The sequence below is a fragment of the Pedobacter riviphilus genome, from assembly GCF_014692875.1.
Lineage (GTDB): Bacteria > Bacteroidota > Bacteroidia > Sphingobacteriales > Sphingobacteriaceae > Pedobacter > Pedobacter riviphilus.
Genome location: NZ_CP061171.1, coordinates 2,170,742 through 2,196,398, shown reverse-complemented (window position 1 = coordinate 2,196,398; position 25,657 = coordinate 2,170,742). Strand labels below are relative to the sequence as shown.

The following is a 25,657-nucleotide window of genomic DNA, read 5'->3' as shown; positions in this document are numbered from 1 at the left end:
TTTTTAATTTATAAAATGAATAAAGACTATTATGCATTAATTATGGCCGGTGGCGTCGGAAGTCGCTTTTGGCCAGTAAGCAGAACGGAGTATCCAAAACAGTTTATCGATTTTTTCGGTGTTGGAAAAACCCTGATTCAAAGCACTTACGAAAGATTTCTAAATATCTGTCCTCCTGAAAATATATTTATCGTTACCAACGAAATTTATTCAGATTTAATTAAAGAGCAATTACCACTATTAACAGATAATCAGATTTTGGCTGAACCTTTAATGAGAAATACAGCACCCTGTATTGCTTATGGAAGTTTAAAAATAGCTGAGTTAAATCCTAATGCAACGATTGTAGTTGCACCTTCTGATCATACCATTGCCAATATTGATGGATTTGTAGCATCTATTGAGCAATCTTTAGCCGCTGCATCAAAAAATGATTGTTTGATCACTTTGGGTATTAAACCAAACCGCCCTGATACAGGCTATGGTTATATTCAGCATACAGATTATGTGCTCAACACAGATACCGATCTGCATAAAGTTAAAACTTTTACCGAAAAGCCAAATTTAGAATTGGCAAAATCATTTTTGCAGAGCGGCGATTTCTTATGGAATGCCGGAATATTTATTTGGTCGGCAAAAGCGATTTTAAGCGCTTTCGAAAAACACCTGCCAGACATGTACGAAATATTTAATATTGGAAGGTCTGAATTGAACAAAGCTGGCGAAAAAGAATTTATCAATAATGCCTATTTTCAATGTACCAATATTTCAATCGATTTTGGTATTATGGAAAAAGCAGAGAATGTTTATGTGTTACCGTCTGATTTCGGTTGGTCTGACTTAGGAACCTGGGCCTCAATTTATGAAATGGCTGAGAAAGATTATGTAGGTAATGCCGTTATTCCCTCAGAGCAGGTATTGATGTTCGACTCATCGAACTGTATGGTAAATGTTCCAAAAGATAAACTGGTTGTTTTACAAGGGCTGCATGATTACATTGTAGTTGAAAACAATAATATGCTCATGATTTGCCCAAGAAACGAAGAGCAAAGGGTTAAAGAGTTTGTTGCGGAGGTTAAATCCAGATTTGGAAACAAGTTTATATAAAGGTATGATGTAAAATGGATGATGTAGTATAATTTCTCATTATCCATTTTACATTATCTACATTAAGTTCGTTTTATAGATCCTGAAACAAGTTCAGGATAACGAGTCTCGGCGAGATGGAGCTGCAAATCTAAATTCTATTACCCATCTTCCCTTTTCCGCTCTAAACCGTTCTCTGTCTAACTGCTTCGTATAAAATTACCCCGGCAGCTACCGAAACATTTAACGATTCGATTTTTCCAGCCATTGGTATTTTAGCTAAATGATCGGCCACCCTTAAAAGATCGTTAGAAATTCCTTCATCTTCTGAGCCCATTACAATTGCTGTGGGCATGGTATAATCTGGCGCATAAATAAAATCGTTGGTTTTTTCGGTACAGGCTACAATCTGAAGGCCACTTTCCTGTAGAAATAAGCAGGTTTTGTGGAGATTGGCATGTCGGCAAATCGGAATGCTGAATAATGCACCTGCTGATGTTTTAATGGCATCTGCATTGATCTGCGCTGCATTTTTTAACGGAACAACAATAGCATGAACGCCTACACAAGCCGCCGTACGTGCAATTGCGCCCATATTACGCACATCAGTCACGCTATCTAATACCAAAATTAATGGAACTTCGCCCTTTTCGAAAACAGCAGGGATAATATCTTCAATATTCTGATAGGTAATTGGAGATATTACAGCAATTACACCCTGATGGTTTTTCTGCGACATGCGGTTCAGCTTTTCAATCGGAACCGAGTTTAAGGGAATCAAAGTATCTTTTAGTAGGGCTTTTAATTCTAAAAAAAGATCGCCGCCCAGACCGCGTTGCTGGTAAATGGTTTCAATGTCTCTTCCTGCTTTAATGGCTTCTATTACGGCCCTGATGCCGAATACAAACTCATTATTCTCTTTTGCGCGTTGCGGTCTTCTAAAATTATCCATGTTTTTAAATTGTTAGGCAAAAGTATTCAAATAAAATGTTTTCGCCTTAAACAATGTACGCCTTATTAACATTTAATTGTTTAAAAATTTTTACGGCATCATAAATCCAATAAAATTTAATCTGATTATGCTTCAATTTGTTAACAAACAGCTAGTAACTAATTCGAGCAACCACATCAAAATTTAATTACTTTTGTTGAATGAGTATCGATAATGAACAAGGCGGAAAGAACAGTATGACTGCTAGAAAAAGCAGGTTAAGTAATACCATAAGTTCACAAGGGAAAATCCCTCCTCAGGCGTTGGATCTTGAGGAAGCAGTTCTTGGAGCGTTAATGCTCGAAAAAGATGCACTTTCTGCTGTAATTGATGTTTTAAAACCAGAGGTTTTTTATAACATTGCCCATCAGAAAATTTTTGAAGCGATTCATATTTTATTTCAAAAATCTCGGCCGGTTGATATTTTAACTGTAACTGCCGAATTGCGGACTTTAGGTTCTCTAGAAATAGTTGGCGGTGCATATTATATTACGAGCTTAACTAACCGTGTTGCTTCTGCAGCAAATATTGAGTTTCATGCCCGTATTATTTCTCAGAAATACATTCAGCGTGAACTGATCAGAATCTCTACCGAAATCATTACAAATGCCTACGAAGATACTACAGATATTTTCGATCTTTTAGATCAGGCTGAAAAGGGACTTTTTGAAATCGCCCAAAATAACCTGCGTAGAGATACACAGAAAATGGACGATATTATCAAGCAATCATTAGCTACGCTCGAAGAACTTCGTACTAAAACCGATGGTTTAACAGGTGTGCCAACAGGTTTTACAGGATTAGACAGAATAACTGGTGGTTGGCAAAAGCAAGATTTAGTAATTATTGCTGCACGTCCGGCGATGGGTAAAACGGCTTTCGTGCTAACCTGCGCGAGAAATGCCACAGTCGATTTTGCAAAACCAACAGTAGTATTCTCGCTAGAGATGTCGTCAGTTCAGCTGGTTAATCGTTTAATTTCCGGAGAAGCAGAAATTGAGCAGGAAAAAATCAGAAAAGGAAATTTACAGGAATGGGAATGGCAGCAGTTACACAGCAAAATTGGCCGCTTAACCGAAGCTCCCCTATTAATTGATGATACACCTGCACTAAATATTTTCGAGTTCAGGGCAAAATGCCGAAGATTAAAATCACAATACGATATTCAATTGGTAATTGTCGATTACTTGCAGTTAATGCATGGTAAAGGCGAAGGAAAAGGTGGTGGCAACCGCGAGCAGGAAATTGGTAGTATTTCGAGGGCGCTAAAATCTGTTGCAAAAGAACTAGATGTACCTGTGCTGGCTTTATCACAGTTAAGTCGTGCAGTAGAGAGCAGGCCAGGTTTACAGGGAAAACGTCCTATGTTATCCGATTTACGTGAATCTGGTTCAATTGAGCAGGATGCGGATATGGTTTTGTTTTTGTATCGTCCTGAATATTATGGTATTACCGAAGATGAGCAAGGAAGATCGCAGGCTGGTATTGGCGAGGTGATTATTGCAAAACACCGTAACGGTGAAACCGGAATTGTTCCGCTTAAATTCGTAGGTAAGTTTGTGAAATTCCAGGATCTGGAAGATGATTTTAATGCTCCGCCGAATTCATTCGCTGCCGATCCTTCAGCTGGAATGTATCCATCACAGGATTTTGAAAAACAGAGCAACGTAATTATCCGTCCCTCAAAAATGGACGATTATAATGATGACGATCCACCGTTTTAAAATAATTCGATCATAAAAATGCCCCCAATTTTATATTTGGGGCATTTTTATTTTTAATATTATAAGCTAAAAAGCAAACCTGCATTAATGCCTGATCTTACTGTTCTAATCTGATAACCTTGATTTTGTTTAAATACGTCAGTAAGACCTGATTGTCCATCAAGTTCTAACAATACCTTTACTTTATTGGCCACTGGTAATTTAACGCCAATGCCTAAATCTATGCCGATATCCCTGTTGTGGATAAAATTCTTTAAGTCGGTATTAAATTTTGTTTCGCTTGCATTCAATAAAATGCCAAAATACGGACCAAAGTTTAAATACCAGTTTCTTTTCTTACCAAAATGCCAGTTCGCCATTACCGGAATGGTGAGGTAATTGATATGGTAATCAGTAGTAAAACTTTGCCCATTATCCAAATTGGTTAAATAACCACTGTCCCAGCCTTTTTGATCATACCCGATCTTTGCTTTTATACTCCATCTGTCTGAAAAGAAATAATCTCCAACAGCTGCAACGTTAAAGCCATTTCTGTAGTTGCTGTTCGTTTGGTTACTTGTTGATACGGTGGCCAGATTATAGCCAACATGAATTCCTAATTCAAGACTGTTTTTTTCTTGTGCCTGGCTGGTCACGCCTAAGCCGGCGCATAATAAAAGCGTTAATAGTTTCTTCATAATTTTATCTGATTTTAAATTTTGGCGAAGATAAAACTAAAAAGCAAGTTATTGAAAAATCAACAACCGATTTGAAAATAGTATGAGGGATTAAAAAATGTATCCGATAAGAATACCTGCCAATACGATAATCGGTGGACTTATTTTTGTGAAGTTAAGCAGTAGAAATGTAGCGATCATAATCCCAAAAAATATCCAGTTAAAGCCCATTGGTATTAAAAGAAGCACAAAAGCAGCAATAATAAATCCAACGCTAACAGCATTGATTCCGGAAAGACTATGACGGATTCTGGAGATTTTTTTTAAGTCATCCCAAAACGGTACAATAAATAAAACGAGGATTAGTCCAGGTAAGTTAATGCCAATTACTCCGATCAATCCGCCTAAAATTTGGCCCCATAATCCGTATCCAAAATTCTTCATGCTTAGTGCACCCAAATAGCTGGTAAAAGAAAATGTTGGACCAGGTAAAGCTTGCTGGAGTGCAAAGCCAGATAAAAACCCTGATGAAGGCAGATAATGTTTCATCTCTACAAATTCGGTAAACATTAAAGGAACAAGCACCTGCCCTCCTCCAAAAACCAATATTCCATTACGGTAAAAGTTTTCGAGTAAGCGAATGGGCAAGCTAAAAGGCGAAGTTCGGTTTATAATTGCACCTACCAATGCGAACAAGAGCAAAGCACCTAAAAAGTAGATCAGTTTTCGAGGATTGATATTTGAAAAAAGTTTAACCCTTAACTCTGTTTCCTCTTTTGGTGTTTCGATGGCCGAAGAGATCATTCCGCCAATCAATATTGATAATGGAAATACATAAGCATTTCTTAAAACCAATGTAGCAATAACCGAAGCGGTAGCCAGGAATATGGAAACCTGTGAGGATAAAACCTTTTTACCAAGTTTCCATGCGCCATAAGCTACAATACCTAGTGCAATTGGCTGGATATATTCTAAAATATCGTTAAACTTTTGTTTTTGATCGAGCAAAGCATAACTAATTGCTGCAAAGGTCATTATGGTGGCTGTGGGTAATATCCAGATCAGGAAAGTAATAATGGCCAGTTTAAGCTTTCCAACTTTCCAGGCTATCCCAACCAGGGTTTGTGTAGATGCTGGTCCAGGGAGTACCTGCGCCAGTGCATTTAATTCTAAAAGTTCTTCCTCAGAAATAAATTTAGTGCTCTGAACAAAGTATTTAAGCAACAGTGCAAGGTGTGCCTGTGCACCTCCAAATGAAGTAAATGTAAAAAAGATTACGTTTCTAATAAATAACCACTGTTTTTTTGCAGCGATAGGTTTGTTTTGCATTAATTTAAACTGATAACTGTTAACTAAAAACTGACCTAGTCGTCTTCATAATCTAATCCCGCTGCGGTATTATATGCGCCCTGTAATTCAGAAAAAGCATGCATGTCTCTTTTGTTGCGAGCAACTTCCATACCTTTCTGATAAATAGCGATAGCCTTTTCTTTTTGATCGTCTTTTTCGAATAACTTGCCTAAATGATAGTAAGTACCTACATAATCAGGGTGTTTATCAGTTAACTGAAGGTAAAAAGAATAGGCCTTTTCTTTATCATTTTGCGCATTATACTCTGTGGCTAAGGCATATAGTATAAATGGATCGTTAGGATCGCTTTCTAAAAATTCTAATAACTTGCTTAATCGGGTGGATGACATTTTAATTCCTTGCTTTTTTAATTAAATTTGCAGAAAGACCTTATATAATAATGATATCATATATGAACCGATCAACAGCTAAACAATTTTAGTTCCAGATCGTTCATAGTAATAAAAACCACTATTAACATATGAAAATATTAGTTTGTATCAGTAACGTGCCAGACACAACGACAAAAATAACTTTTACTAATGATAATACCGAATTCAATACGTCGGGAGTGCAATATATTGTTAATCCATACGATGAAATTGCTTTATCACGTGCAATTGAATTAACTGAAGGCGGAAAAGGAACAGTAACTGTGATCAATGTTGGCGAAGCGGGTAACGATCCAACCATCAGAAAAGCGCTTGCAATTGGTGCAGATGATGCAATTAGGATTAATGCGGCACCAAGAGATGCTTATTTTGTAGCAAAACAGATTGCAGAATATGCGAAAGACAAAGATTTCAATATTATTTTAACTGGTCGCGAGTCTATCGATTACAACGGTAACCAGGTGGCTGCTATGGTTGGCGAATTTTTAGATATCCCTTCAGTATCTATCATCAAAAAATTAACTATTGATGGCGATACAGCGACAATTGAACGAGAAATTGAAGGTGGTAAAGAAGTTCTAACCGTTTCTGGTAAGTTTATTGCAAGTTGTGCTGAAGGTGTAGCAGAACCCAAAATCCCGAATATGCGCGGTATCATGAGCGCTAGAACTAAACCATTAACGGTGGTAGATGCAGTTGCTGTAGAAGAGCTAACCAAGGTAACCAAATATGAAACTCCTGCTCCTCGCGGAACGGTTAAGTTAATTCCAGCTGATCAAACAGAATCGTTAATTGGCTTACTTCATAGTGAAGCTAAAGTAATCTAGTTTTAAGTCATAATAAATCAAATCGTTTACACCATCCTGTTAAGGATAAAGAAATAAATATATGTCAGTATTAGTATATGTAGAACAAGCTGAGGGGAAATTTAAGAAATCTGTATTTGAAGCCGTATCTTATGCCAAAGCCATTGCCGATCAACAATCAACTAATTTAACCGCAATTTCTATTGGCGATGTTGCCGACAGTGAATTAAAAGAATTAGGTAAATACGGTGCATCAAAGGTATTAAATGTAAATGCCGACCAATTAAAAACCTTTGTAAATCAGGCTTATGCGAGTGTTATTGCTGCAGCAGCAGAAAAAGAAGGTGCCAATATTATAGTTTTGTCTAACTCTTTTTCTGGTAAAGGTTTAGCACCGCGTATTGCAGTAAAACTTAAAGCTGGTTTAGCTGATGGCGCAGTAGAATTACCGAGTACTGATGGTAAATTTTCGGTTAAAAAAACTGCCTTTTCAGGTAAAGCGTTTGCTATTACAGAGTTAACATCTGCTAATAAAGTAATCGCCTTAAATCCGAATGCATTTGGTGTTAAAGAAAATGCTACAGATGTTGCAATAGAAACCTTTGCTGCAGATATTAAACAATCAGATTTAGGAACCGTTATTAAAGAAATTGTTAGGGCAACTGATAAAGTTTCGTTGCCTGATGCAGAATTGGTAGTTTCTGCTGGCAGGGGTTTAAAAGGACCAGAAAACTGGGGAATGATCGAAGAATTAGCTGGTTTGTTGGGGGCTGCTACAGCCTGTTCTAAACCGGTATCGGATGCAGACTGGAGACCACATTCAGAACACGTTGGTCAAACTGGTATTGCGATTAGCCCTAACCTTTATATTGCTATCGGTATTTCTGGGGCTATTCAGCATTTAGCGGGTGTGAGTTCGTCAAAAGTGATTGTTGTAATCAACAAAGATCCAGAAGCTCCTTTCTTTAAAGTGGCCGATTATGGTATTGTTGGCGACGCTTTTGAGGTTGTACCCAAATTAATTGAAGCATTAAAAGCACATAAGGGATAATATCTTATAGACCTTATAGGTTTTTAAAACTTATAAGGTCTTATCATAAATATGAAAAAAGTTAAATTAGATATTGTAGGTTTATCTTACAGCCAGACTCAATCTGGTGCTTATGCCCTTGTTTTAGGAGAAGTAAATGGACGCCGCCGCCTACCGATTATTATTGGTGCATTTGAGGCACAGGCCATTGCGATAGAAATTGAGAAAATGACTCCTAGTAGGCCATTAACACATGATTTATTCAAATCAATGGCTGATACTTTTCATATCAATATTCAGGAAATTATTATATACAATCTGGTTGACGGTGTGTTTTATGCTAAGTTGATCTGTAGTGATGGTAAAAATACACATGAAGTTGATGCCAGAACATCAGATGCTATTGCTTTAGCCGTCCGGTTTAATGCGATGATTTATACTTACGAATTTATTTTGGCTTCTGCAGGTATTGTGATAGAAGGGAACGATTTTCTTTTCCTCGAAAACATGGATTCTATTGCAAAAGAACCTGAAGCAGATAGCTTGCCTACCTCAACCCAGCAACAAGGTTTTGGCGATCTTACCTTAGAAGAACTTCAACAAAAATTACAGGAAGCAATTGCTGAAGAGGCTTATGAAAAGGCAGCACGGTTAAGAGACGAACTAAACAAACGTGGAACCTCTTAATTTTTCTTTAAAAAATATTCATCCAATCAAAATTCCTTCAGATTTTTGCTAAAAATCTCTAAATAAAAAGCTAAATTCTAAGATGACCCAAATTGTTTAAAATAATTTGGGCTCATTTTGGATTATCATTCAAAATAGTTCTATATTCAGCTTTTACTTTCAATAACTCAAACTAAACTATTATTATGAACGTTAAGTTTCGCTTAACTATAATGAGTTTCATGCAATTCTTTGTATGGGCTGCGTGGTTAATTACAATTGCAAATTATTGGTTCGGAACCAAACAATGGGATGGCGCAGATTTTGGGATAATTTTCTCTACAATGGGCATTGCATCATTATTTATGCCAACCATTACAGGTATCATTGCCGATAAATGGATCAATGCAGAGAAGCTTTACGCTATCTTACATATCCTTTATGCAGCCACTATGTTTTATTTACCTCAAGTAGAAAGTCCGCATAGTTTTTTTTGGGTAATGCTGGTAGCCATGTGCTTTTACATGCCAACAATAGCACTAAGCAATTCTATTAGTTATACTACTTTAAAGAACGGCAATTTCGATGTAATAAAAGACTTCCCTCCCATTAGGGTGTGGGGTACTATTGGCTTTATTGCTGCCATGTGGATTACCAATTTAACAGGTAATAAAGCCAGTGCCAACCAGTTCTATATTGCAGGAATAAGTGCGTTGTTATTGGGGGTATACTCTTTTACGCTGCCCGCTTGTAAGCCATTAAACTTAATAAGCGATAAGAAAACATTTGCACAAAAGCTCGGACTCGAATCTTTTAAGCTTTTTGCCGATTACAAAATGGCTTTGTTTTTTATTTTCTCGATGTTTTTAGGTGCAGCCTTACAGCTAACGAATGCTTATGGCGATGTTTTTTTAGATGAATTTAAATTATTTCCTGTTTTTGCAGAGTCATTCGTAATTAAATATTCTACCATTATTTTATCCATTTCGCAGGTATCAGAAACGCTTTTTATCCTGGCTATTCCCTTCTTTTTGAAAAGATTTGGAATTAAATGGGTAATCGCAATTGCGATGTTCGCCTGGGTGTTGCGTTTTGGTTTATTCGCTTATGGCGATCCATCAACCAACCTATGGATGATCATCACTTCATGCATTGTTTATGGCATGGCATTCGATTTCTTTAACATATCGGGATCGCTGTTTGTAGAAACATCAACTACGCCAAAAATCCGTTCTTCGGCACAAGGTCTATTTATGATGATGACCAATGGCTTTGGTGCCGTGTTTGGCAGTTTGGTTTCTGGCTGGATGATTAGCCATTTCTTTACCACTTACTACCATACTATTGGTTCGCTCTCCAAATACGTTAAAAGTGAGGAAGATAATATACACCTGCTTAAATTCCTTAAAAATAAAGGAATTGATGTATTGCCTAATGGAGATCTGAGCAGGGCGCTTGATGTAAAAGACTGGCATAACATCTGGTTAACCTTTACCATTTATGTACTTGTTATTGCAATCGTTTTTGTTGTGATATTTAAACACAAACATACACGAGCAGAAGTAGAAGCCATTAATCATTTATAATTTCCATTTATCCCATGTCAGCCGGTAAGTATAGAAAAGAACACAATTGTTTAAACTGTGGCGCTCATGTTGAGAAACATTATTGTAGCGATTGCGGTCAGCCAAATTTAGAATTAAAAGAAAGTTTCTGGGCTTTTATCAGTCACAGTATTGCACATTACTTTCATTTCGACAATAAATTCTTTCAAACCCTCACTCCTCTTTTAACAAAGCCCGGAAAAGTTACACTCGATTATTTAGCTGGTAAAAGAGCCAGGTACATTAATCCGGTAAGCATGTACATCTTTGTTTCCATTGTTTATTTTTTAGTGGCTTATTCTCCTGAACATAAATCAAAGAAAAAAGAGCATGCGGTTTCGAAAGTTGAACAGAAAGCAGCACTAGACAGTGCGCAAAATGTTTTAAATAAAATTGGGATAGCGGATAAGGCACCAAATATACTGAATAAAGCTAAAAAAGGTTTTGAAGAAGAGATGGATAAGGAGGAGTTTAAAAATCTAAGCTTTAATGAGCAGCGTATAGTTTTGGCAGATTTAAAGAAAATGAATAAAGCGAAAAGCTCCGATTCGTTAACTGATATCATTGATGGATTTAGTAAGATCCATAACAATAGAAATGATAGTACCTATGAAGCTTACCTGGCAAGACAAAAGACACTACCAATAACCGAAAAAGACAGCTGGTACGAAAGATTGGTTAAGAAGCGTTCGATTACAATTGGAGAAAAATCAGAAGTAATACAGGATACTTTAGAGCATAACAGACCCAAACAGTATTTTTTACTGATGCCTTTACTGGCTTTGTTTATTATGTGGAATTTTAGGAAAAATCATATTTATTATCTAGATCACCTGATTTTTACTATTCACGGTATGACAGCTTATTTTGTGGTGCAAATTTTTACACAGCCGCTGGTAAAATATATTTTTGGTGGCAAAGGCATAATGAAGAATATTATTTCACTTGCAGTTATTGCCTGGATCTGTTGGTACATGTTTAATGCACTTAAGATCTTTTACCAAAGGGAAAAAGTTATCGGCAAAATGTTTATGATTTTTATACTTTACGCGGTATCACTTTTCATCACCGAAGCTGTTATGATGAATCTAATCTACTACATAGCCGTTTAAATAAAGAAGAGCACAAAAAAAATCCCTTAATTATTAAATTAAGGGATTTTTTATTTAGATTATTTTCTATCCTTAAGTTCAACAAATTCTCTGTCGGTTTCGCCAACATAAATCTGACGTGGACGACCTATCGGTTCTTTGTTTTCGTGCATCTCTTTCCACTGTGCAATCCATCCTGGTAAACGGCCTAAAGCAAACAGAACGGTAAACATTTCCGATGGGAAGCCTAATGCGCGGTAAATAATACCTGAATAGAAATCTACATTTGGATATAACTTACGGTCGATGAAGTATTGATCAGTTAAAGCAGCCTCTTCTAATTTTTTAGCAATTTCTAAAATCGGATCATCAATGCCTAAGTTTTCTAAGATATCATCACAAGCTTTTTTAATAATTTTAGCTCTTGGATCGAAGTTTTTATAAACCCTGTGTCCAAAGCCCATCATACGGAATGGATCGTTTTTGTCTTTCGCTTTTGCAATCCACTTCTCTGTATCACCGCCATCAGCTTTAATCAATTCTAACATATCGATCACAGCCTGGTTAGCACCACCATGTAGTGGACCCCAAAGTGCAGCAATACCAGCAGCAATTGAAGCATATAAATTACAATCAGATGAACCTACTATACGCACTGTAGATGCCGAACAGTTTTGCTCATGATCTGCATGCAGAATTAGCAATTTATTCATGGCATTAACAACAATCGGGTTTACATCATAATCTTCGGTGCGTTGCCCAAATGTCATCCAAAGGAAATTGGTAACATAATCGTACTTATTTTTTGGATAAATAAGTGGGTGGCCTAATGATTTTTTATAAACAAAAGAAACAATGGTTGGGAATTTAGCCAAAAGTTTGATAATGGTTAAATTTTGTTCTTCTGCGGTTTGATTTGGTTTTAAGCACTCAGGATAGAATGTAGATAATGAGAAGATCAAGGAGCCCAATTGACCCATTGGGTGAGATCTTGATGGGTAACCATCAAAAAATTTCTTCATATCCTCATGGATGAGTGTATGTTTGCTGATTTCTGCCTGTAACCCTTCTAACTGAGCCTGCGTTGGAAGATCACCATAAATAATCAGATAAATCACTTCTAAAAAACTCGATTTTGCGGCAAGCTCTTCAATAGAATATCCCCTATATTTTAAAATGCCTTTTTCACCATCTAAAAAAGTGATCTTGCTTTTTGTAGAACCAGTATTTTTAAAACCAGTATCTAAAGTTATGAAGCCCGTAAGATCTCTTAATTTCGAAATATCAATGGCCTTTTCATCCTCTGTTCCTGTAATTACTGGCAATTCAACTGTCTTACCATCAACTTTTATCTCTGCAATATCTGACATATTATTGTATTGTGTTTATAGCTTTCTAAATTATATAAAATTAATATACATGCATAACAAATCTGTTAAATTAATATGAATAATTAGTCAAAATGACGTAACAATCATGCTTAATTAAACAGGATCTGAAATCTTATTTTGCTTTGATTTCTTCGGCAACTCTGCCACAGGTTAACATTTCTTTGCCGTAATAAGGGTTTTTAATTTCCTTTTCGGTTGATAACCAGTCACCTCCATCTCCTTTGTTAGCCATCGGGCAATGCTGAACATAAATTGTGCCTTTTTCTATTTCAGCATTTTTAAGTAAAGCGATCAAATCGGCACTTAAAACCGTGAAATCTTTTCTTTGCGAAACGAGAATATTGCTTGCAGCAATTTTGCCAGCAACAGCTGCAGTAGGCTCACAACCTTTATAAGCAGCTAAACTCGTTTGTAACTGTGCTGCAGATTTTTGTGCACTTGCTGAATCTGATTTTACCAGTGCATTTTTTAAATCTACATATTGATTAAAGATTTCCGATTTCTGCTTGTCTTTTATAGAAATCTCATTTTTCACCGATGCTGAATCGGTTTTTGTTGAATCGTTAGTTTCTGTAGATTTTTTATCAGCCTGGTTGCAGGCCATTAATGCGGTAAGTATTGCTAATCCGAATATTCTTTTCATTGTATTTGGTTTTCGGCTCAAAATAGTAATTAAAATGGTAAATAAATAAAAAAGTCCCGATTTTCATCGGGACTTTAAATTATATGATGTTTTAATTATAATTTAAAATTATAAGCTAATCTCAGGTTAAATTGCCCGGTTTTCATGAAGTAAAGATCGGAAGCACTATTGTTTACATAACCTTCGTATTTCACACCAAGATCAAGACCATTTTTCCACTCGTAACCTAAACCACCGGTATAGATAAAGTTCATATTGGCCCCCTCTTTAATGGCCAAACCTGAGCCAAGCTCAGTAGCCAGGTACATTCTTTCAATCGGGAATACCCTAACACCGCCTAATAAAGGGATAAATTCGAATTTAAGTGGGCTACCTTTCCATTTTAAGCGGGTATAACCACCAGAAGCTGTTACTGCTACAAACGGACTTAAATCATACTGAAGTTTTACATCTGCACCATAACCGTAATCCATTTCAGATCTATCTGGAAATATCCCATAATTTACGCCTGCACCAATTTTAAATGCCATTCCACTTTCTCTTGTCGTAGATTCGGTGGCTCCCATTGTTTGGGCCTTTAAATTCGTTGAGGTTAAAATTGCAAAGGCCGTTAATGTTGTTGCAAAAAGTTTAGTAATTGTTTTCATTCTTAGATATTTTAAGTTATCAATTAAGGGTTTAGTGTATTTACGTTAAAATATCTGTTATGGATTTTTAAATTTTCATTTTTTTCAGAATATTATGAAATAAAAAAGCCCCGACCAAAGTCGGGGCTTTCAATATGATCTGCGGTTTAAGTTTATAAGCTAAATCCATATGCTAAACGCAAACCTACATAACCTGTGCTACCACCATCTCTAGCTAAGCCTTCGTATTTTACACCTAAATCTAAACCGTTACTCCATGCATAACCTAGAGCTGGTGAATACACAAATGATGTTCCGCTACCTTCGTTTGTACCGAAACCAGCACCTAACTCTGCTAAACCATAGAAACCAGAACCAGATTCATTAAAAAAATACTTAACACCAGCTTTTACAGGGATATATCCAAAATCAGGAAAATCAACACCGGTATTACCAATTTCTTTACCTAAGAAACGGGTATAACCAGCAGTTACTGGAATTGATAATTGTTTATCAATATCAAATTGATAACGTAAATCGGCACCAAGGGCTACACCATATGCATCACTGGTAGGGATACCACCTATTATTCCTATTCCTAATTTTTGAGAAGATTGCGCGTTAGCATTTGTACTAAAGAATAAAGCCACGACAGCTGCTGAAGTAGCAATGATTTTTGTAATTGTTTTCATGCTTAAGATATTGTTTTTGAGTTAAATTAATATGCTTCAACAAATACAAAGGTTGTGCCAAAAGGGCATTTTTGATACTATTTAGGCCATAAAGCAACACTAAGATGACCAATAAAAGTTAATTTCCGCTAACTAAAACTTTTTCAATTATCAACTGTTTTAGTAGGTTTGAAGGTGCTGATGCATCGAGCCAAATAATCTCGATATGGTCCTTTTCCATTTTCCTGAAAAAAGTATTTTGTCGTTTGGCATATTGGCAAATGGCGATACCCAGTCTTAGCTTTAATTCTTCAAAAGTCAATAATCCATCCAGGTAATTAACAATGAATTTATACTCCAGTCCATAGAAAACCAACATTTCTTTGCTAATACCTTCTTTAATTAATTGTTCTACCTCCTCTATTAAACCTGCATTGAATCTTTCGTTTAGTCTTGTTAGAATTTTAGCTCTGGTTACTTCTACTTCATTCTTCAATCCAAAAATAATCGGTTTAATTTCTGGTCGCTCAACAGCTTCGAGGGTATTATGGTTTAAATAATCTGCTACTTCTAGTGCACGGATTAATCTCTTTTTGGAGGAAAGATCAACATGATCAATGTTTTGGTTTTTATGATGCTGTAGTTTTAAAATCAACTCTTCTTTCGACAATGGATTGAGCTGATCTCTTAATGGTTGATTTACAGGAACAGCGGTTAAAGTTTGATTTTGCAAAAGGCTGTGGATATACATCCCTGTTCCACCACAAAGGATAGGTATTTTGTTTTTTTGCGTGATAGATTCAAAGGCTTGATAGAAGTCATTTTTAAAAGCATCTACATGATAGCGTTCACCAGGTTCTAAAATATCAATTAAATGGTGAGGGATTTTTCTTCCGTTAATATGATATTCTTCCAAATCTTTACCGGTACCAATATTCATTCGTTTAAATATCTGACGGCTATCGGCACTAATAATTTCGCCATTTAAGGCATCGGCTATACTTACGGCTAGCTTGGTTTTGCCAGCGGCGGTTGCCCCTAAAATGATGATGAGGTTATGCTGATCCATTAAAATTTGAGAATAAATTTTAAACTTCCCGTATTAAACATCTCCTGTGCTAAAATCAGCTGTTCTTTTTTTAACTGACGATTTAGATTTTCATCCAGCACGTAAACCTGAGGTTCTAAAACTGCAGTCTGTTTAAAACCTAATTTGATATAGGCCGCTCCTGTCGACCAGTCACGATCTGCGTAAGTCATTAGGTCATTAGGTTTATAGGTTTCAGCGAAAAAGGAAATTAGTTTACTTAATCCTCCTGTAATGGAATAACCTGCTTTAACCGCAAACCTGATCAATTCTGCCGATTTATAATTTTCGGTATGGTTCATTTTTCGTAATGCCGAAAAAGTAGCAACAGCCACGAGCTCATCTTTTTCAAATAAACCAATTTTATAACGGCTACTTACTGATCCCTGTAAGTGATTTTCAGTTAAAAAAGAATCAGAAACTGGTTTAGTAATTTTTAATACTTTGGTTTTTCTACCGTGAATACGGATATTTTTGCCAAGCAAAGATTTTATTCTCGCTAAAACCTGATCTGGTTTTGATTGCCACAGATCTTCCCAAAGATGAATGAGTTTAATGCCTTCCTGACGATATTTTTCTTGTAACCCAATGAGATCTCGTGGAGTAAATTTATTTTTTAAACTTACCAGGTGAATGATCAATTGATGTTCGATCCGTAATAACCGAAATTCATCTTCTATAAAAAAAGCATAACCAATTTTGTTATTAGCGAGCGCTAAACTTAATTGATGATGCCAGTTACAGTCAGAAATTAAATTGTTCAATCAGCAGAGGGGTTATTCAGAATAAATTATCTGCTGCAAATTTAACCATCAGATTGTTAAATCCATTCTTTTTCTTTAAAGTTAGTATGGATAATTTCTATCAAAGTTTCTATTTCTTTTAATTTGGGATCATCAAGTACTGCGATTTTCAAGCCTGCTTTATTTTTGCCAAAATCATTTAAATTATGATTTGTTGTAGAAAATTCGTCTGTATTGATTTTAACTTCTACGGTATCCCCATTAATATAAACGCCAGTAAAAAAGCGTTCAGTCACTTTTTCGCCGTTTAATTCAATGTTTTTTTCACTATAAAGATCATAGCCATTCTCCGAATTTTCGTGTACCGTATATCCACGGCTGGCGTAGGGCTGTAATCCAGCTCTAATGGTCTGAAAAATTTCAACAAGATCAGTTTTCATAATTGTATTTGATTTTAGAATTAAACACCATACTACAATTATTGTTTAGTTTTTATTCTTCAAGCCACCAGTTTTTTGTTGGTAAATATTCGTTTAAAATTATTGTTTCACCCAATTTTGGCGTAACCAAAGGAAGCTGCTTTTCTGCTGCAGCTAAAACTGCCCTTTTTACTGGCTCATTCCAGGGGTGCATGGCTAAGCTAAATTTGCCCCAATGTACCGGCATCAGAATTTTTGCTTTTAAATCGATTGCGGCCTGCACCGTTTCTTCGGGAAACATATGGATGTAAGGCCAATAGGCATTGTACTGTCCACATTCGAGCAAGGCTAAATCGAAAGGGCCAAACGCCTCACCTATTTTGGCGAAGTGCGCATCATAACCAGAATCGCCTCCCAAAAACAATTGGTAATTTTCAGTTTTCAATACAAAGGCCGACCAAAGGGTTTGATTCCGTTTAAATTTTCGTCCGGTAAAATGTCTCGCCGGAACAGCTGTGATTCTCAGGTTATTAAATAAATCAACTGATTCGTCCCAGCCTAATTCGTTGATCTTCCCGCTATTAATTCCCCATCTTTCCAGATGTTCACCAACCCCTTGCGAGGTAACAATAGTCTTAACTTCAGGCGCGATTTTTAAAATACTCTGGTAATCGAGGTGATCATAATGATCGTGTGTGATGATCAGGATATCGATATTTTTAAATTCTTCTGCTTTTACAACGTCTGTACCTAAAAAAGCCTTACTCCCAATAAATGAAAATGGAGATGGGGTTTTGCTAAATACCGGATCAACTAAAACCCTTAGTCCATCAACTTTGATTAAATAAGAAGAATGCCCAAACCAGATAATTTCAGGAGCATCGCTTTTAGGTTTTCCGTTTAAGTTAGGCGCAATAAAAGGAAGTGATTTATCTGGAGCCCTATTAGGATGTTTTTTAAAAAGAAATGCATTTAAAACCTTAAAAAAGCTAATACCTTCGGGCTGCATTAACGTTATCGACTGATTTTGTAATGCACCATCACGATAGTTAGCTAAATGATGGATTTTTTCCAATCTTGACCCCTTTGGCAAACGGCCAAAAACCGGGAGGTTCGTTATAATGAAGAACGCGATTAGGATAAAAAGTAAAATGTATACAGCTATCATTATTAAAAATTAATAAAACCAAAGTAGGAATATGATTTTAAAAAAGAAGCTGGAGTGAGATATATGACGTATGGATTACTTCTTGGGGTTAAAATAGCAATGCTTTAACTGGTAAAAGCATTGCTGTAAAAACTTTATAATAATTAGAATAAGGCACTTTATTTATAACACGCGTAAATTTTATACCTTTGAATAAGGGTTAAACATATAGCTTAGATAACTTTTGTGCCTGCTTGCAGGAAAATAACCCGTTTGGTGAGGAGTGGTACGAACACTTCTCGCCTTTTTTATTTAAATACTCCCAAAAATTGACGGGCACCTTTGTTAATCATTGGGGTACCTATCAATTTTGTCTTTTTAAGGGGCTAAAATTGCTTTCTATGTATAATTTTTATATTATTATTTTTTAGAGCGTATAGCCCTTAAGTTTTTCCGAAAGTATTGATATTTATATAGTAGAGGAAAGAAATAAGAAAAAAAAACAACGCAAACGTTTGATTAATTTTGTATTATTACATATTGAAGAAATTTAATGTAGTTTAGCACTCAGAATGCAGTCGAAACCAACAACCATCAAAGAAATAGCCAGAATCTTAAACATTTCTCCATCCAGTGTTTCTAGGGGATTGCATGATCATCCTAGCATTGGAGCGGTAACTAGGGAAAAAATTAAGCAGCTGGCTAAGTCTCTAAACTATGAGCCTAATAATGCGGCAATTCTTTTTCAAAAAGGGAAAACATATACTATTGGCGTAATTTTACCTGAGCTATCAGAACACTTTTTCTCTATCGCTATTTCTGCCATTGAAGATGAGGCTATTAAGAAAAATTATACGGTTATCTTTGCGCAGTCGCACGATAATTATGACCAGGAAGTAAAACTCGTTGAAAAAATGAAAAATCAACGCGTTGATGGCTTATTAGTATCCATCAGTAAAGACACTTCGAAGTTTGATCATTTCGAAAAACTTAATTCATTTAATATACCTGTCGTATTTTTTGACCGGATACCTCCGTTTAAAAACGTGCATTATGTAGCGTGTAGCTTAGAGAGCGCAACAATTAAGGCTGTGAACTATCTTTTGAAAAAAGGACATAGAAGTATCGGAATGATTAATGGACCAAGTACCTTATACGCCAGTGAGGAACGCAAGGATGGCTATATGCAGGCGATTACCTTTAACCGCTTAAAATTTGATCCATCGTTGGTGGTGAACTGTGACCTAACTGAGGAAGGCACCATCGACGCAGCCAATCAATTTTTAAATCACAAGCGGAAACCAACAGCGATTGTTGCCTTTAACGACTATGTAGCACTTTTCCTGATTAAATACTTCAAAAAGCTGAATGTAATTAATGATTTTGATATAGTGAGTTATGCAAACCTACCTATTATCAGTTACTTAGATAATTCGCCTGTAGCCTCAGTAGAGCAATATCCATATTTGCAGGGGCAAAAAGCGGCCAACATCTTGTTAGATCTTATTCATAGTCCTAATTCTGAGAACCAGGCCTATTACAATACCATTGTAGAGTCTGATTTGATTATAAACGATGTAAAAGAATAAACAAACGTTTGCGCTAAATTTCTAGCTTTTGTTTAAGCTTCCTGGTAAAATATTATAATGCTTTTTAAAGGCAGTAATAAAATGTTGTGGGTTTTTATAGCCCACAAGAAAAGAAACTTCGTTTACCGTTTTCTTTTCACTGGATAGAAAATAATGGGCTTTCTCCATTCTGATCTTATAGAGATACCCAAATACGGTATGTCCAATTAGTTCCTTAAAACCTCTTTTAAGCTTGTAATCATTAATTCCAACCCTGCGTGATAGCTCGATTAATGAATTTGGATGTTGTAAATCGTACTCAACCAATTGTTTGGCCAAAAGAATTTTTTCTACATCTTCCTTTTTTAAAAGGCGTGTTTGTTTCTCTGGTTTTTGATTAATATAAACAATAATCAGCTCAAATATCCTGGCTTCCAGGAACAGGCGCTTTACCCTACCCTCGTACTTAGGATAAATAATTTGCTGCAATATCAACCCGATTTCTGGGGTGATGGATTTTGAGATTTCAGATTTAATGTCATTATCGAGTTTTCCTCCAGTTACCTGACGAAAATAATCTGACGTAAACTGTATATAAAGATATCTGGTTTTCAGTGTTACGTTAAATCTCATCGAATTAACCCTGCCTATATTAAAATCTTGCTCGTTTTTAGTAAGCGATAAAAAAGCATCTTGTTGACGATCGTTACCATAATTAATCGCACCGTTCAGACAAAATAAAAAGCCAATATGTTGTTGAGAACTTTCAAAGCAAAAATTCTCTTCCTTGTGCGGATGGATCTCCGTAATACCAATGTGGATTCCCCTAAACCACTTTTCCTTTATATGGTATTTTACACCATCCTTTTCAAATGCTAACACAGTTTCGCTTACATCATTAATGCTATCAAAATTATCGGGATAGGTATTCTTATAAACAATATTTCCTGTCGGATGGGTTGAGAGTTTAACTTCCATATTTATTTAATCCGTTTGGCGGTATTAATTATCCGTTTAACGTTATCTGCTTTTTGTGATTATATACAAATTTGCATAATTATTTATAATTAGTCTAAATAAATGAAGATATATTTATCAATTGCCTTATTGCTTTACGGATTTGTTGCTGTAGCCCAGGAGATTAAAGTTGATACCGCAAAGGCAAATGATTTAAGAGATGTGGTAATTACGGGGCAGTATGGCCCGCAAACTTTAAGAAATTCAGTATACCATGTAAGAACAATAAGTGCAGAACGGATTAAGTTAAGAGCCGCAACCAATGTACAGCAGGTTTTAAATACCGAACTCGGGTTTCGTTTTAGTAATGATTTAACCCTGGGCACTACAGATATTCAGTTAATGGGTATGACAGGAAGAAACGTTAAAATACTTTTAGATGGGGCACCCATGGTTGATCGCTCGGATACCCGCGAGAGTTTAAACCAGATTGATATCAATACCATTGAGCGGATTGAGATTGTTGAAGGCCCCATGTCAGTTATATATGGTTCCGATGCGCTGGCAGGTGTAATTAATATTATCACCAAAAAACCTGGCAGGGAATTACTAAATCTATCTGCAAGGATACAGGAAGAAACAGCTGGCAACGAATATGAAGCTTTATCGGGCAAGGGTAACCATATGCAGAATATCACTGCAAATTGGAAAAATAATAACTGGAGTGTACTGGTTGGTTTTAGCCACAACGATTTCGGTGGCTGGAATTTAGCAGCAAAAACAGCCACAATAGATGAAGTTAATGCCATTGCTAACCGCTGGAAACCAAAAGAACAGTTTTTGGGTAACGCCAAGGTAGGCTATCGTTACAATAACTTTAATATCTGGTACAGGCTAGATGCCTTGAAAGAAGATATTGATGTACGTTATGGCCTAAACCCCAACAATTATAAAGGAATATTGCAAACTTACACCACACACAGGTATACACAACAACTTCAGTCGGAATACAAAATAAACAACAGCTTACAGTTGTCTGCCATTGCAGGTTTTACCAAACTGGACCGTGCAACTAAAACAGTGATCCATAATTTCACAAACAATACTGAAGAATTAAGTACAGGAGCTGGTGAACAGGATATAGCCAAATTTAATGCCGCTAATTTTAGGGTTAATGCTATTTACACACTAAACCAATCGGTTTCTTTTCAGCCAGGTTTTGAATACAGTAGAGATGCCGCCAGCGGACAAAGAATTAACGGATCACCGACGATTAACGATTATGCAGCTTTTCTTACCGCAGCGCTCAAAGTAAGCGATCAAATAAGCATCAGACCAGGTTTAAGGGTGATTAAAAATTCTGTTTACGATGCACCTCCTGTAATTCCATCGTTAAATACAAAGTTTATTTTAACCAAAAACCTCGATTTACGCTTAGCCTTTGCCAAAGGTTTCCGTTCTCCTGCGTTGCGGGAGCTGTATTATGATTTTGTTGATGCCAGTCATAATATTTTGGGCAATCCCAATTTAAAAGCAGAAGAATCGAACAGTTTTAATGGTTCATTGGCTTGGGAGGGCATACAGGTTAGGGATTTTCAGTTCCGTTCTACCCTATCAGGATTCTACAATTTGTTTAAAAACAGGATAGAATTTGGTTTCGATCCAACAAACCCAACCATTACCACACTAATCAATATTTCTAAATACAAAACAACCGGTGGTACATTGGAAAACACGTTCATCTTTAAAAATCTTCAGGCTACACTTGGTGCATCGTACATCGGGAGATATAACGATTTAAGCGAAAACGCCAACCTGCAAACACCAGAATTTGCCTGGGCTACAGAGCTAAACTCGAACATTAGCTACACTTTTACTAAGCTTAATGGAAGCATCAGCCTGTTTTATAAATATACTGGCAACTTACCAAGCTATCAGATAACGAACAATGCTACGGCAAAACTGGTAAAAATTGGCGCTTTCCACACAGCAGATTTAATGTTCAACAAAAACCTGCTTAAATCGCTAACCATTAATGCCGGCATTAAAAACCTATTTAATGTTACACAGCTCTCCAATAGCTCAGTAGCAAGTGGTGGCGCACATAGCACTAGCGGTGCAACCGTACCATACAGCTATGGTCGTTCTTACCTCCTGGGTTTAAGCTATAGCTGGGATAAACTATAATAAAAACAAAATAATTATATACAGACATGAATAAATTAAACTCAATGATTGCCATCGCTTTTATGGCGGTAACCTTTACAGCCTGTAAAAAAGACACTGAAGAACCAATAGTAGTGGTGCCGCCCTCAGATGGAAGTACTTTAACACTTAATGGAATAGTTGGCACGGAGGCAGGAAGCGCTGCCGGGAACAGTGTTTATGTAGATTTTAGTGCTGATAAACAAACTGCTGTTGAAAGAGATAGTTGGGATTTAGGTTTTTATTCGGGAGCAGATTTTAAAGTGATATTAAACTCAACCAATGGTGCTTCTGCTTTAGTAGTTAATAAAACAGATTTAAACGCTGTAACCACTGCCGATTTTGATCCTAATGCTTTAAAAGTTGGTCAGGGACAAGGTAATTTTACCATAGTTGATGATGGTAGAGAAGCCAATATTTTAAATAAAACGGCTATTGCTGCTATTTCTGCTACAGATGCCGAAAACAAAGTTTATATCATTAACCGGAAAGGTGGTGCTGCAACTGTTTTAGCTAACGATGAACTTTACAAAATCAGGGTAATTAGAAAAGGTGCAACAGGTTATACTTTGCAGTATGCTAAGGTTACTGAAACTACTTTTAAGACTTTAGATGTTATCAAAAATGCTGATGCTAACTTCCAGTTTACCGCTTTGATAAAAGGAACTACTGTTTCTGCTGAGCCCGTAAAGGCTAGCTGGGATATTGTTTGGACTTACAGCATGTACTGGACCGCTACTTTCCCTTATGCATTTTCTGATTTGATTTTCATTAACAATTTAGGAGGTGTAACGGCTGGTATTGTTTCAGAAAACACTATTGCTTATGCAGATTTTAAAGAATCAAACATCAGTACAGTAGATTTTAAATCAGATAGAGCAATAATTGGCTCAACATGGAGAAGCACACAGCCGGCTACAGGAGTTACGCTTAAAACTTTTTATGTAATTAAAGATGCAGCTGGTAATGTTTACAAGTTGAAATTCATTTCGATGGGTGCTGGTGATGGTGGTACCCGTGGCAAACCAATAATCGAATATAAATTGGTGAAAAAAGGATAACGTAAGTTAAGGCTTACCTAAAAAATATGTTTTGTTAGTTGGATATAGGCTCTCCGCGATGGGGAGCTTTATCTTTTTATTGGGATTATTAATTTATGGGCGTCATGCTGAATTTAATTCAGCATCTATATTGGTAGCTCGTTAAGATCCTGAAACAAGTTCAGGAAGACGATTGGTGGCTTCGTAAAACTTTGGAGGTCTAAATGGTACGGCTCTATCAGACTTCATAAGTCAATTTTGCCCTAAACGCAAAAAGGGTCCTGGCATACCAGAACCCTTTTTGTTTCTACTCGCGAAATATTATTTTCCAGAGTTTTTCTTGTCAGTTACTTCTGCACGGATTTCTTGTGCTAAAACTTTAAGATCTTGCATTGCTTTACGCACACGAGTACCAGCAGCTGCATTGCCAGCATTATAAAATTTTTCTACATCTGCTTCAATAGCAGCAACAGCAGCTTTAACTTTTGAGAATTTTTCCATCGCTAATTGATGTTTTTAAGGTTTAAAAAAATTATTTTTTCAATAATACATATTTACCTTGAATTAACAACAGAAAGCAAATATTTATTTGAAAGAAGTTTTGCACATTTTCACAATCAAAAAAATGCCCTGGCACTATTATAGACGTATTTTTTTAGTTTTTGTTCTCAAAATTTGGTAACTTAATTCAGTTGTTTTGATAAGTTGATCAGGTTATTAAAGGTTAAGTTGGCGCCATTTACACAACGTTTATAGTCTGCCTCAGCAACGGTTTGGTTTATTACAGAGACAAATATTTTCCATTTTGCACTTAGCTCATCGCCATAAACACCGTAATAATTTAAGCCACCTTCGTGATCTTTAAAATTGGGATTGGCTAAAATATGCCTTTTAATTACGTTTCCGCCCAAGGTAGCTCCTTCTAACACATACAGCGCACCTAAAATTTCTGCAGTATTTTTTTCTGGAACAAACAATTCAAAATCTAAACCTGGTAATGTTAAACTATCTATATTCCAATAATTTAAGTCTTGTTCTAAAGCAGTGAGTTTCAATCTGCTTTTCATTTCCAATTGTTCGGCAATAGCTGTATCCAACATATTCACGAGCGTATTCTCTAATTTCTGGTGAATAATATAATTAATGGTCAACAGCTTTTTATACTGTTCAATGCTTAAGGAATTGTTCATAATCTCATTCACAAACATTAAGGATTCTAATGTTTTATGGTTTTCTGCTGTTTCAGTTCTCAATAAATTGGCAATCATTGTTGGAAATTTAATTATTAAAAAGAAAAGATCCGGATTTAATAGCCGAATCTCTCCATATGGTTTTATAAAATTTTAATTTAACCTCAAATGTTGGTTAAACCAAAAATCGTGTACAGAATGTATACATTTAAGCAAGTTCTCGTAACCATCGGGCTTGGTAAGATAGGCATTGGCACCAAACTCTATTGATGATTTTACATCATCAGGATTATCAGACGTAGAGAACAAGATTACAGGTACTGTTTTGAGATAAGGAATATCCCGTACAAACTTTAAGAGATCTAAGCCTGATAAGCCGGGCAAGTTCAAATCAAGCAATATTAATTTAGGCTTGGTTTTACTTTCGGCAAAATGTTGAAGTTTTTGCAATGCTTTCATACCATCTTCAACTATAGTTAGATTAAGAGTATCCTTAACCTCTTGTACGGCACTTTGCATAAAAAATGCATAGTCTATATCATCCTCAACATAAAATATATCTGGTGTTTTCATA

At 36.1% G+C, this 25,657-nt stretch carries 26 protein-coding genes; 10 read left to right on the top strand and 16 right to left on the bottom strand.

The window, feature by feature from the left end; all coding sequences use genetic code 11:
* Positions 1-15: 15 nt before the first annotated feature.
* Positions 16-1,107 carry a mannose-1-phosphate guanylyltransferase gene (locus H9N25_RS08915; protein ID WP_167294367.1) on the top strand — a complete coding sequence of 364 codons (1,092 nt, stop codon included), beginning with the start codon at positions 16-18 and terminating at the stop codon, positions 1,105-1,107.
* A gap of 163 nt (positions 1,108-1,270) precedes the next feature.
* On the opposite strand, the gene rlmB is transcribed toward H9N25_RS08915, so the two are convergent.
* Complete coding sequence (gene rlmB / locus H9N25_RS08910; RefSeq protein ID WP_167294366.1) at positions 1,271-2,038, bottom strand: 23S rRNA (guanosine(2251)-2'-O)-methyltransferase RlmB; 768 nt, start codon at positions 2,036-2,038, stop codon at positions 1,271-1,273.
* Between the two features lie 200 nt (positions 2,039-2,238).
* On the opposite strand from rlmB, the gene dnaB reads away from it, so the two are divergent.
* Positions 2,239-3,801: a replicative DNA helicase gene (gene dnaB, locus H9N25_RS08905; RefSeq protein ID WP_167294365.1), complete on the top strand. Its 1,563-nt coding sequence runs from the start codon at positions 2,239-2,241 to the stop codon at positions 3,799-3,801.
* 59 nt (positions 3,802-3,860) lie between these two features.
* Here dnaB and H9N25_RS08900 read toward each other — a convergent pair whose 3' ends face one another.
* The 3 genes from H9N25_RS08900 to H9N25_RS08890 form a co-directional block, all read right to left on the bottom strand.
* A complete protein-coding gene (locus H9N25_RS08900; RefSeq protein ID WP_190328646.1) occupies positions 3,861-4,478 on the bottom strand; it encodes a porin family protein in 618 nt (205 codons plus the stop codon).
* 90 nt (positions 4,479-4,568) lie between these two features.
* Complete coding sequence (chrA, locus tag H9N25_RS08895) at positions 4,569-5,786, bottom strand: chromate efflux transporter (RefSeq protein WP_167294363.1); 1,218 nt, start codon at positions 5,784-5,786, stop codon at positions 4,569-4,571.
* Positions 5,787-5,821: 35 nt separating this feature from the next.
* A complete protein-coding gene (locus tag H9N25_RS08890) occupies positions 5,822-6,157 on the bottom strand; it encodes a tetratricopeptide repeat protein (protein ID WP_167294362.1) in 336 nt (111 codons plus the stop codon).
* Positions 6,158-6,288: 131 nt separating this feature from the next.
* Between H9N25_RS08890 and H9N25_RS08885 the strand changes: the two genes are divergently transcribed.
* The 5 genes from H9N25_RS08885 (at position 6,289) to H9N25_RS08865 (ending at position 11,417) form a co-directional block, all read left to right on the top strand.
* Positions 6,289-7,026, top strand: a complete 738-nt coding sequence (locus tag H9N25_RS08885; RefSeq protein WP_167294361.1) for an electron transfer flavoprotein subunit beta/FixA family protein — start codon at positions 6,289-6,291, stop codon at positions 7,024-7,026.
* 61 nt (positions 7,027-7,087) lie between these two features.
* Positions 7,088-8,056 (top strand): electron transfer flavoprotein subunit alpha/FixB family protein, encoded by a 969-nt coding sequence (locus tag H9N25_RS08880; protein ID WP_167294360.1) that lies wholly within the window; start codon positions 7,088-7,090, stop codon positions 8,054-8,056.
* 51 nt (positions 8,057-8,107) lie between these two features.
* Complete coding sequence (locus tag H9N25_RS08875; RefSeq protein ID WP_029275168.1) at positions 8,108-8,722, top strand: bifunctional nuclease family protein; 615 nt, start codon at positions 8,108-8,110, stop codon at positions 8,720-8,722.
* 185 nt (positions 8,723-8,907) lie between these two features.
* Complete coding sequence (locus H9N25_RS08870; RefSeq protein ID WP_190328645.1) at positions 8,908-10,287, top strand: nucleoside permease; 1,380 nt, start codon at positions 8,908-8,910, stop codon at positions 10,285-10,287.
* Between the two features lie 14 nt (positions 10,288-10,301).
* Entirely contained in the window at positions 10,302-11,417 is a 1,116-nt protein-coding gene (locus tag H9N25_RS08865) for a DUF3667 domain-containing protein (protein ID WP_190328644.1), read from the top strand.
* Between the two features lie 59 nt (positions 11,418-11,476).
* Here H9N25_RS08865 and H9N25_RS08860 read toward each other — a convergent pair whose 3' ends face one another.
* The 8 genes from H9N25_RS08860 to H9N25_RS08825 all read right to left on the bottom strand — a co-directional run bounded on the left by H9N25_RS08860 (position 11,477) and on the right by H9N25_RS08825 (position 18,144).
* Positions 11,477-12,766, bottom strand: a complete 1,290-nt coding sequence (locus H9N25_RS08860; RefSeq protein WP_167294357.1) for a citrate synthase — start codon at positions 12,764-12,766, stop codon at positions 11,477-11,479.
* A gap of 133 nt (positions 12,767-12,899) precedes the next feature.
* Positions 12,900-13,430: a DUF3347 domain-containing protein gene (locus H9N25_RS08855; RefSeq protein WP_167294356.1), complete on the bottom strand. Its 531-nt coding sequence runs from the start codon at positions 13,428-13,430 to the stop codon at positions 12,900-12,902.
* Positions 13,431-13,525: 95 nt separating this feature from the next.
* The gene (locus tag H9N25_RS08850; RefSeq protein ID WP_167294355.1) at positions 13,526-14,077 is read right to left on the bottom strand and encodes a hypothetical protein; all 552 of its coding nucleotides are present in this window, start codon (positions 14,075-14,077) and stop codon (positions 13,526-13,528) included.
* A 152-nt stretch (positions 14,078-14,229) separates the two neighbouring features.
* Entirely contained in the window at positions 14,230-14,748 is a 519-nt protein-coding gene (locus H9N25_RS08845; RefSeq protein WP_167294354.1) for a hypothetical protein, read from the bottom strand.
* 118 nt (positions 14,749-14,866) lie between these two features.
* Positions 14,867-15,796: a tRNA (adenosine(37)-N6)-dimethylallyltransferase MiaA gene (gene miaA, locus H9N25_RS08840; protein ID WP_190328643.1), complete on the bottom strand. Its 930-nt coding sequence runs from the start codon at positions 15,794-15,796 to the stop codon at positions 14,867-14,869.
* A complete protein-coding gene (locus tag H9N25_RS08835) occupies positions 15,796-16,578 on the bottom strand; it encodes a PDDEXK family nuclease (RefSeq protein WP_190328642.1) in 783 nt (260 codons plus the stop codon). Before H9N25_RS08835 ends, miaA begins: the two co-directional genes overlap by 1 nt.
* Positions 16,579-16,634: 56 nt before the next feature.
* Complete coding sequence (locus H9N25_RS08830; RefSeq protein ID WP_167294351.1) at positions 16,635-16,997, bottom strand: hypothetical protein; 363 nt, start codon at positions 16,995-16,997, stop codon at positions 16,635-16,637.
* Between the two features lie 52 nt (positions 16,998-17,049).
* Positions 17,050-18,144: an MBL fold metallo-hydrolase gene (locus tag H9N25_RS08825; RefSeq protein ID WP_190328641.1), complete on the bottom strand. Its 1,095-nt coding sequence runs from the start codon at positions 18,142-18,144 to the stop codon at positions 17,050-17,052.
* 551 nt (positions 18,145-18,695) lie between these two features.
* Here H9N25_RS08825 and H9N25_RS08820 point away from each other — a divergent pair.
* On the top strand, positions 18,696-19,712 hold the full coding sequence (locus H9N25_RS08820; protein ID WP_167294349.1) for a LacI family DNA-binding transcriptional regulator: 1,017 nt from the start codon (positions 18,696-18,698) through the stop codon (positions 19,710-19,712).
* 21 nt (positions 19,713-19,733) lie between these two features.
* Here H9N25_RS08820 and H9N25_RS08815 read toward each other — a convergent pair whose 3' ends face one another.
* Positions 19,734-20,669: a helix-turn-helix transcriptional regulator gene (locus H9N25_RS08815; RefSeq protein ID WP_190328640.1), complete on the bottom strand. Its 936-nt coding sequence runs from the start codon at positions 20,667-20,669 to the stop codon at positions 19,734-19,736.
* 102 nt (positions 20,670-20,771) lie between these two features.
* Here H9N25_RS08815 and H9N25_RS08810 point away from each other — a divergent pair, with 102 nt between their 5' ends.
* Together H9N25_RS08810 and H9N25_RS08805 are read left to right on the top strand one after the other, a co-directional pair.
* Complete coding sequence (locus H9N25_RS08810; RefSeq protein ID WP_190328639.1) at positions 20,772-22,835, top strand: TonB-dependent receptor plug domain-containing protein; 2,064 nt, start codon at positions 20,772-20,774, stop codon at positions 22,833-22,835.
* A gap of 26 nt (positions 22,836-22,861) precedes the next feature.
* Positions 22,862-23,914, top strand: a complete 1,053-nt coding sequence (locus tag H9N25_RS08805) for an HmuY family protein (protein WP_190328638.1) — start codon at positions 22,862-22,864, stop codon at positions 23,912-23,914.
* Positions 23,915-24,214: 300 nt separating this feature from the next.
* On the opposite strand, the gene H9N25_RS08800 is transcribed toward H9N25_RS08805, so the two are convergent.
* The 3 genes from H9N25_RS08800 to H9N25_RS08790 all read right to left on the bottom strand — a co-directional run bounded on the left by H9N25_RS08800 (position 24,215) and on the right by H9N25_RS08790 (position 25,656).
* Entirely contained in the window at positions 24,215-24,394 is a 180-nt protein-coding gene (locus H9N25_RS08800; protein WP_010602585.1) for a hypothetical protein, read from the bottom strand.
* 182 nt (positions 24,395-24,576) lie between these two features.
* Positions 24,577-25,161, bottom strand: a complete 585-nt coding sequence (locus H9N25_RS08795; protein WP_190328637.1) for a biliverdin-producing heme oxygenase — start codon at positions 25,159-25,161, stop codon at positions 24,577-24,579.
* Between the two features lie 75 nt (positions 25,162-25,236).
* Entirely contained in the window at positions 25,237-25,656 is a 420-nt protein-coding gene (locus tag H9N25_RS08790) for a response regulator (protein ID WP_190328636.1), read from the bottom strand.
* Between the last annotated feature and the right edge of the window lies 1 nt (position 25,657).

Bases quoted from the DNA above. Each gene is read 5' to 3' on its own strand.
- H9N25_RS08915 (WP_167294367.1), top strand. From the start codon at position 16: ATGAATAAAGACTATTATGCATTAATTATGGCCGGTGGCGTCGGAAGT.
- rlmB (WP_167294366.1), bottom strand. From the start codon at position 2,038: ATGGATAATTTTAGAAGACCGCAACGCGCAAAAGAGAATAATGAGTTT.
- dnaB (WP_167294365.1), top strand. From the start codon at position 2,239: ATGAGTATCGATAATGAACAAGGCGGAAAGAACAGTATGACTGCTAGA.
- H9N25_RS08900 (WP_190328646.1), bottom strand. From the start codon at position 4,478: ATGAAGAAACTATTAACGCTTTTATTATGCGCCGGCTTAGGCGTGACC.
- chrA (WP_167294363.1), bottom strand. From the start codon at position 5,786: ATGCAAAACAAACCTATCGCTGCAAAAAAACAGTGGTTATTTATTAGA.
- H9N25_RS08890 (WP_167294362.1), bottom strand. From the start codon at position 6,157: ATGTCATCCACCCGATTAAGCAAGTTATTAGAATTTTTAGAAAGCGAT.
- H9N25_RS08885 (WP_167294361.1), top strand. From the start codon at position 6,289: ATGAAAATATTAGTTTGTATCAGTAACGTGCCAGACACAACGACAAAA.
- H9N25_RS08880 (WP_167294360.1), top strand. From the start codon at position 7,088: ATGTCAGTATTAGTATATGTAGAACAAGCTGAGGGGAAATTTAAGAAA.
- H9N25_RS08875 (WP_029275168.1), top strand. From the start codon at position 8,108: ATGAAAAAAGTTAAATTAGATATTGTAGGTTTATCTTACAGCCAGACT.
- H9N25_RS08870 (WP_190328645.1), top strand. From the start codon at position 8,908: ATGAACGTTAAGTTTCGCTTAACTATAATGAGTTTCATGCAATTCTTT.
- H9N25_RS08865 (WP_190328644.1), top strand. From the start codon at position 10,302: ATGTCAGCCGGTAAGTATAGAAAAGAACACAATTGTTTAAACTGTGGC.
- H9N25_RS08860 (WP_167294357.1), bottom strand. From the start codon at position 12,766: ATGTCAGATATTGCAGAGATAAAAGTTGATGGTAAGACAGTTGAATTG.
- H9N25_RS08855 (WP_167294356.1), bottom strand. From the start codon at position 13,430: ATGAAAAGAATATTCGGATTAGCAATACTTACCGCATTAATGGCCTGC.
- H9N25_RS08850 (WP_167294355.1), bottom strand. From the start codon at position 14,077: ATGAAAACAATTACTAAACTTTTTGCAACAACATTAACGGCCTTTGCA.
- H9N25_RS08845 (WP_167294354.1), bottom strand. From the start codon at position 14,748: ATGAAAACAATTACAAAAATCATTGCTACTTCAGCAGCTGTCGTGGCT.
- miaA (WP_190328643.1), bottom strand. From the start codon at position 15,796: ATGGATCAGCATAACCTCATCATCATTTTAGGGGCAACCGCCGCTGGC.
- H9N25_RS08830 (WP_167294351.1), bottom strand. From the start codon at position 16,997: ATGAAAACTGATCTTGTTGAAATTTTTCAGACCATTAGAGCTGGATTA.
- H9N25_RS08825 (WP_190328641.1), bottom strand. From the start codon at position 18,144: ATGATAGCTGTATACATTTTACTTTTTATCCTAATCGCGTTCTTCATT.
- H9N25_RS08820 (WP_167294349.1), top strand. From the start codon at position 18,696: ATGCAGTCGAAACCAACAACCATCAAAGAAATAGCCAGAATCTTAAAC.
- H9N25_RS08815 (WP_190328640.1), bottom strand. From the start codon at position 20,669: ATGGAAGTTAAACTCTCAACCCATCCGACAGGAAATATTGTTTATAAG.
- H9N25_RS08810 (WP_190328639.1), top strand. From the start codon at position 20,772: ATGAAGATATATTTATCAATTGCCTTATTGCTTTACGGATTTGTTGCT.
- H9N25_RS08805 (WP_190328638.1), top strand. From the start codon at position 22,862: ATGAATAAATTAAACTCAATGATTGCCATCGCTTTTATGGCGGTAACC.
- H9N25_RS08800 (WP_010602585.1), bottom strand. From the start codon at position 24,394: ATGGAAAAATTCTCAAAAGTTAAAGCTGCTGTTGCTGCTATTGAAGCA.
- H9N25_RS08795 (WP_190328637.1), bottom strand. From the start codon at position 25,161: ATGATTGCCAATTTATTGAGAACTGAAACAGCAGAAAACCATAAAACA.
- H9N25_RS08790 (WP_190328636.1), bottom strand. From the start codon at position 25,656: ATGAAAACACCAGATATATTTTATGTTGAGGATGATATAGACTATGCA.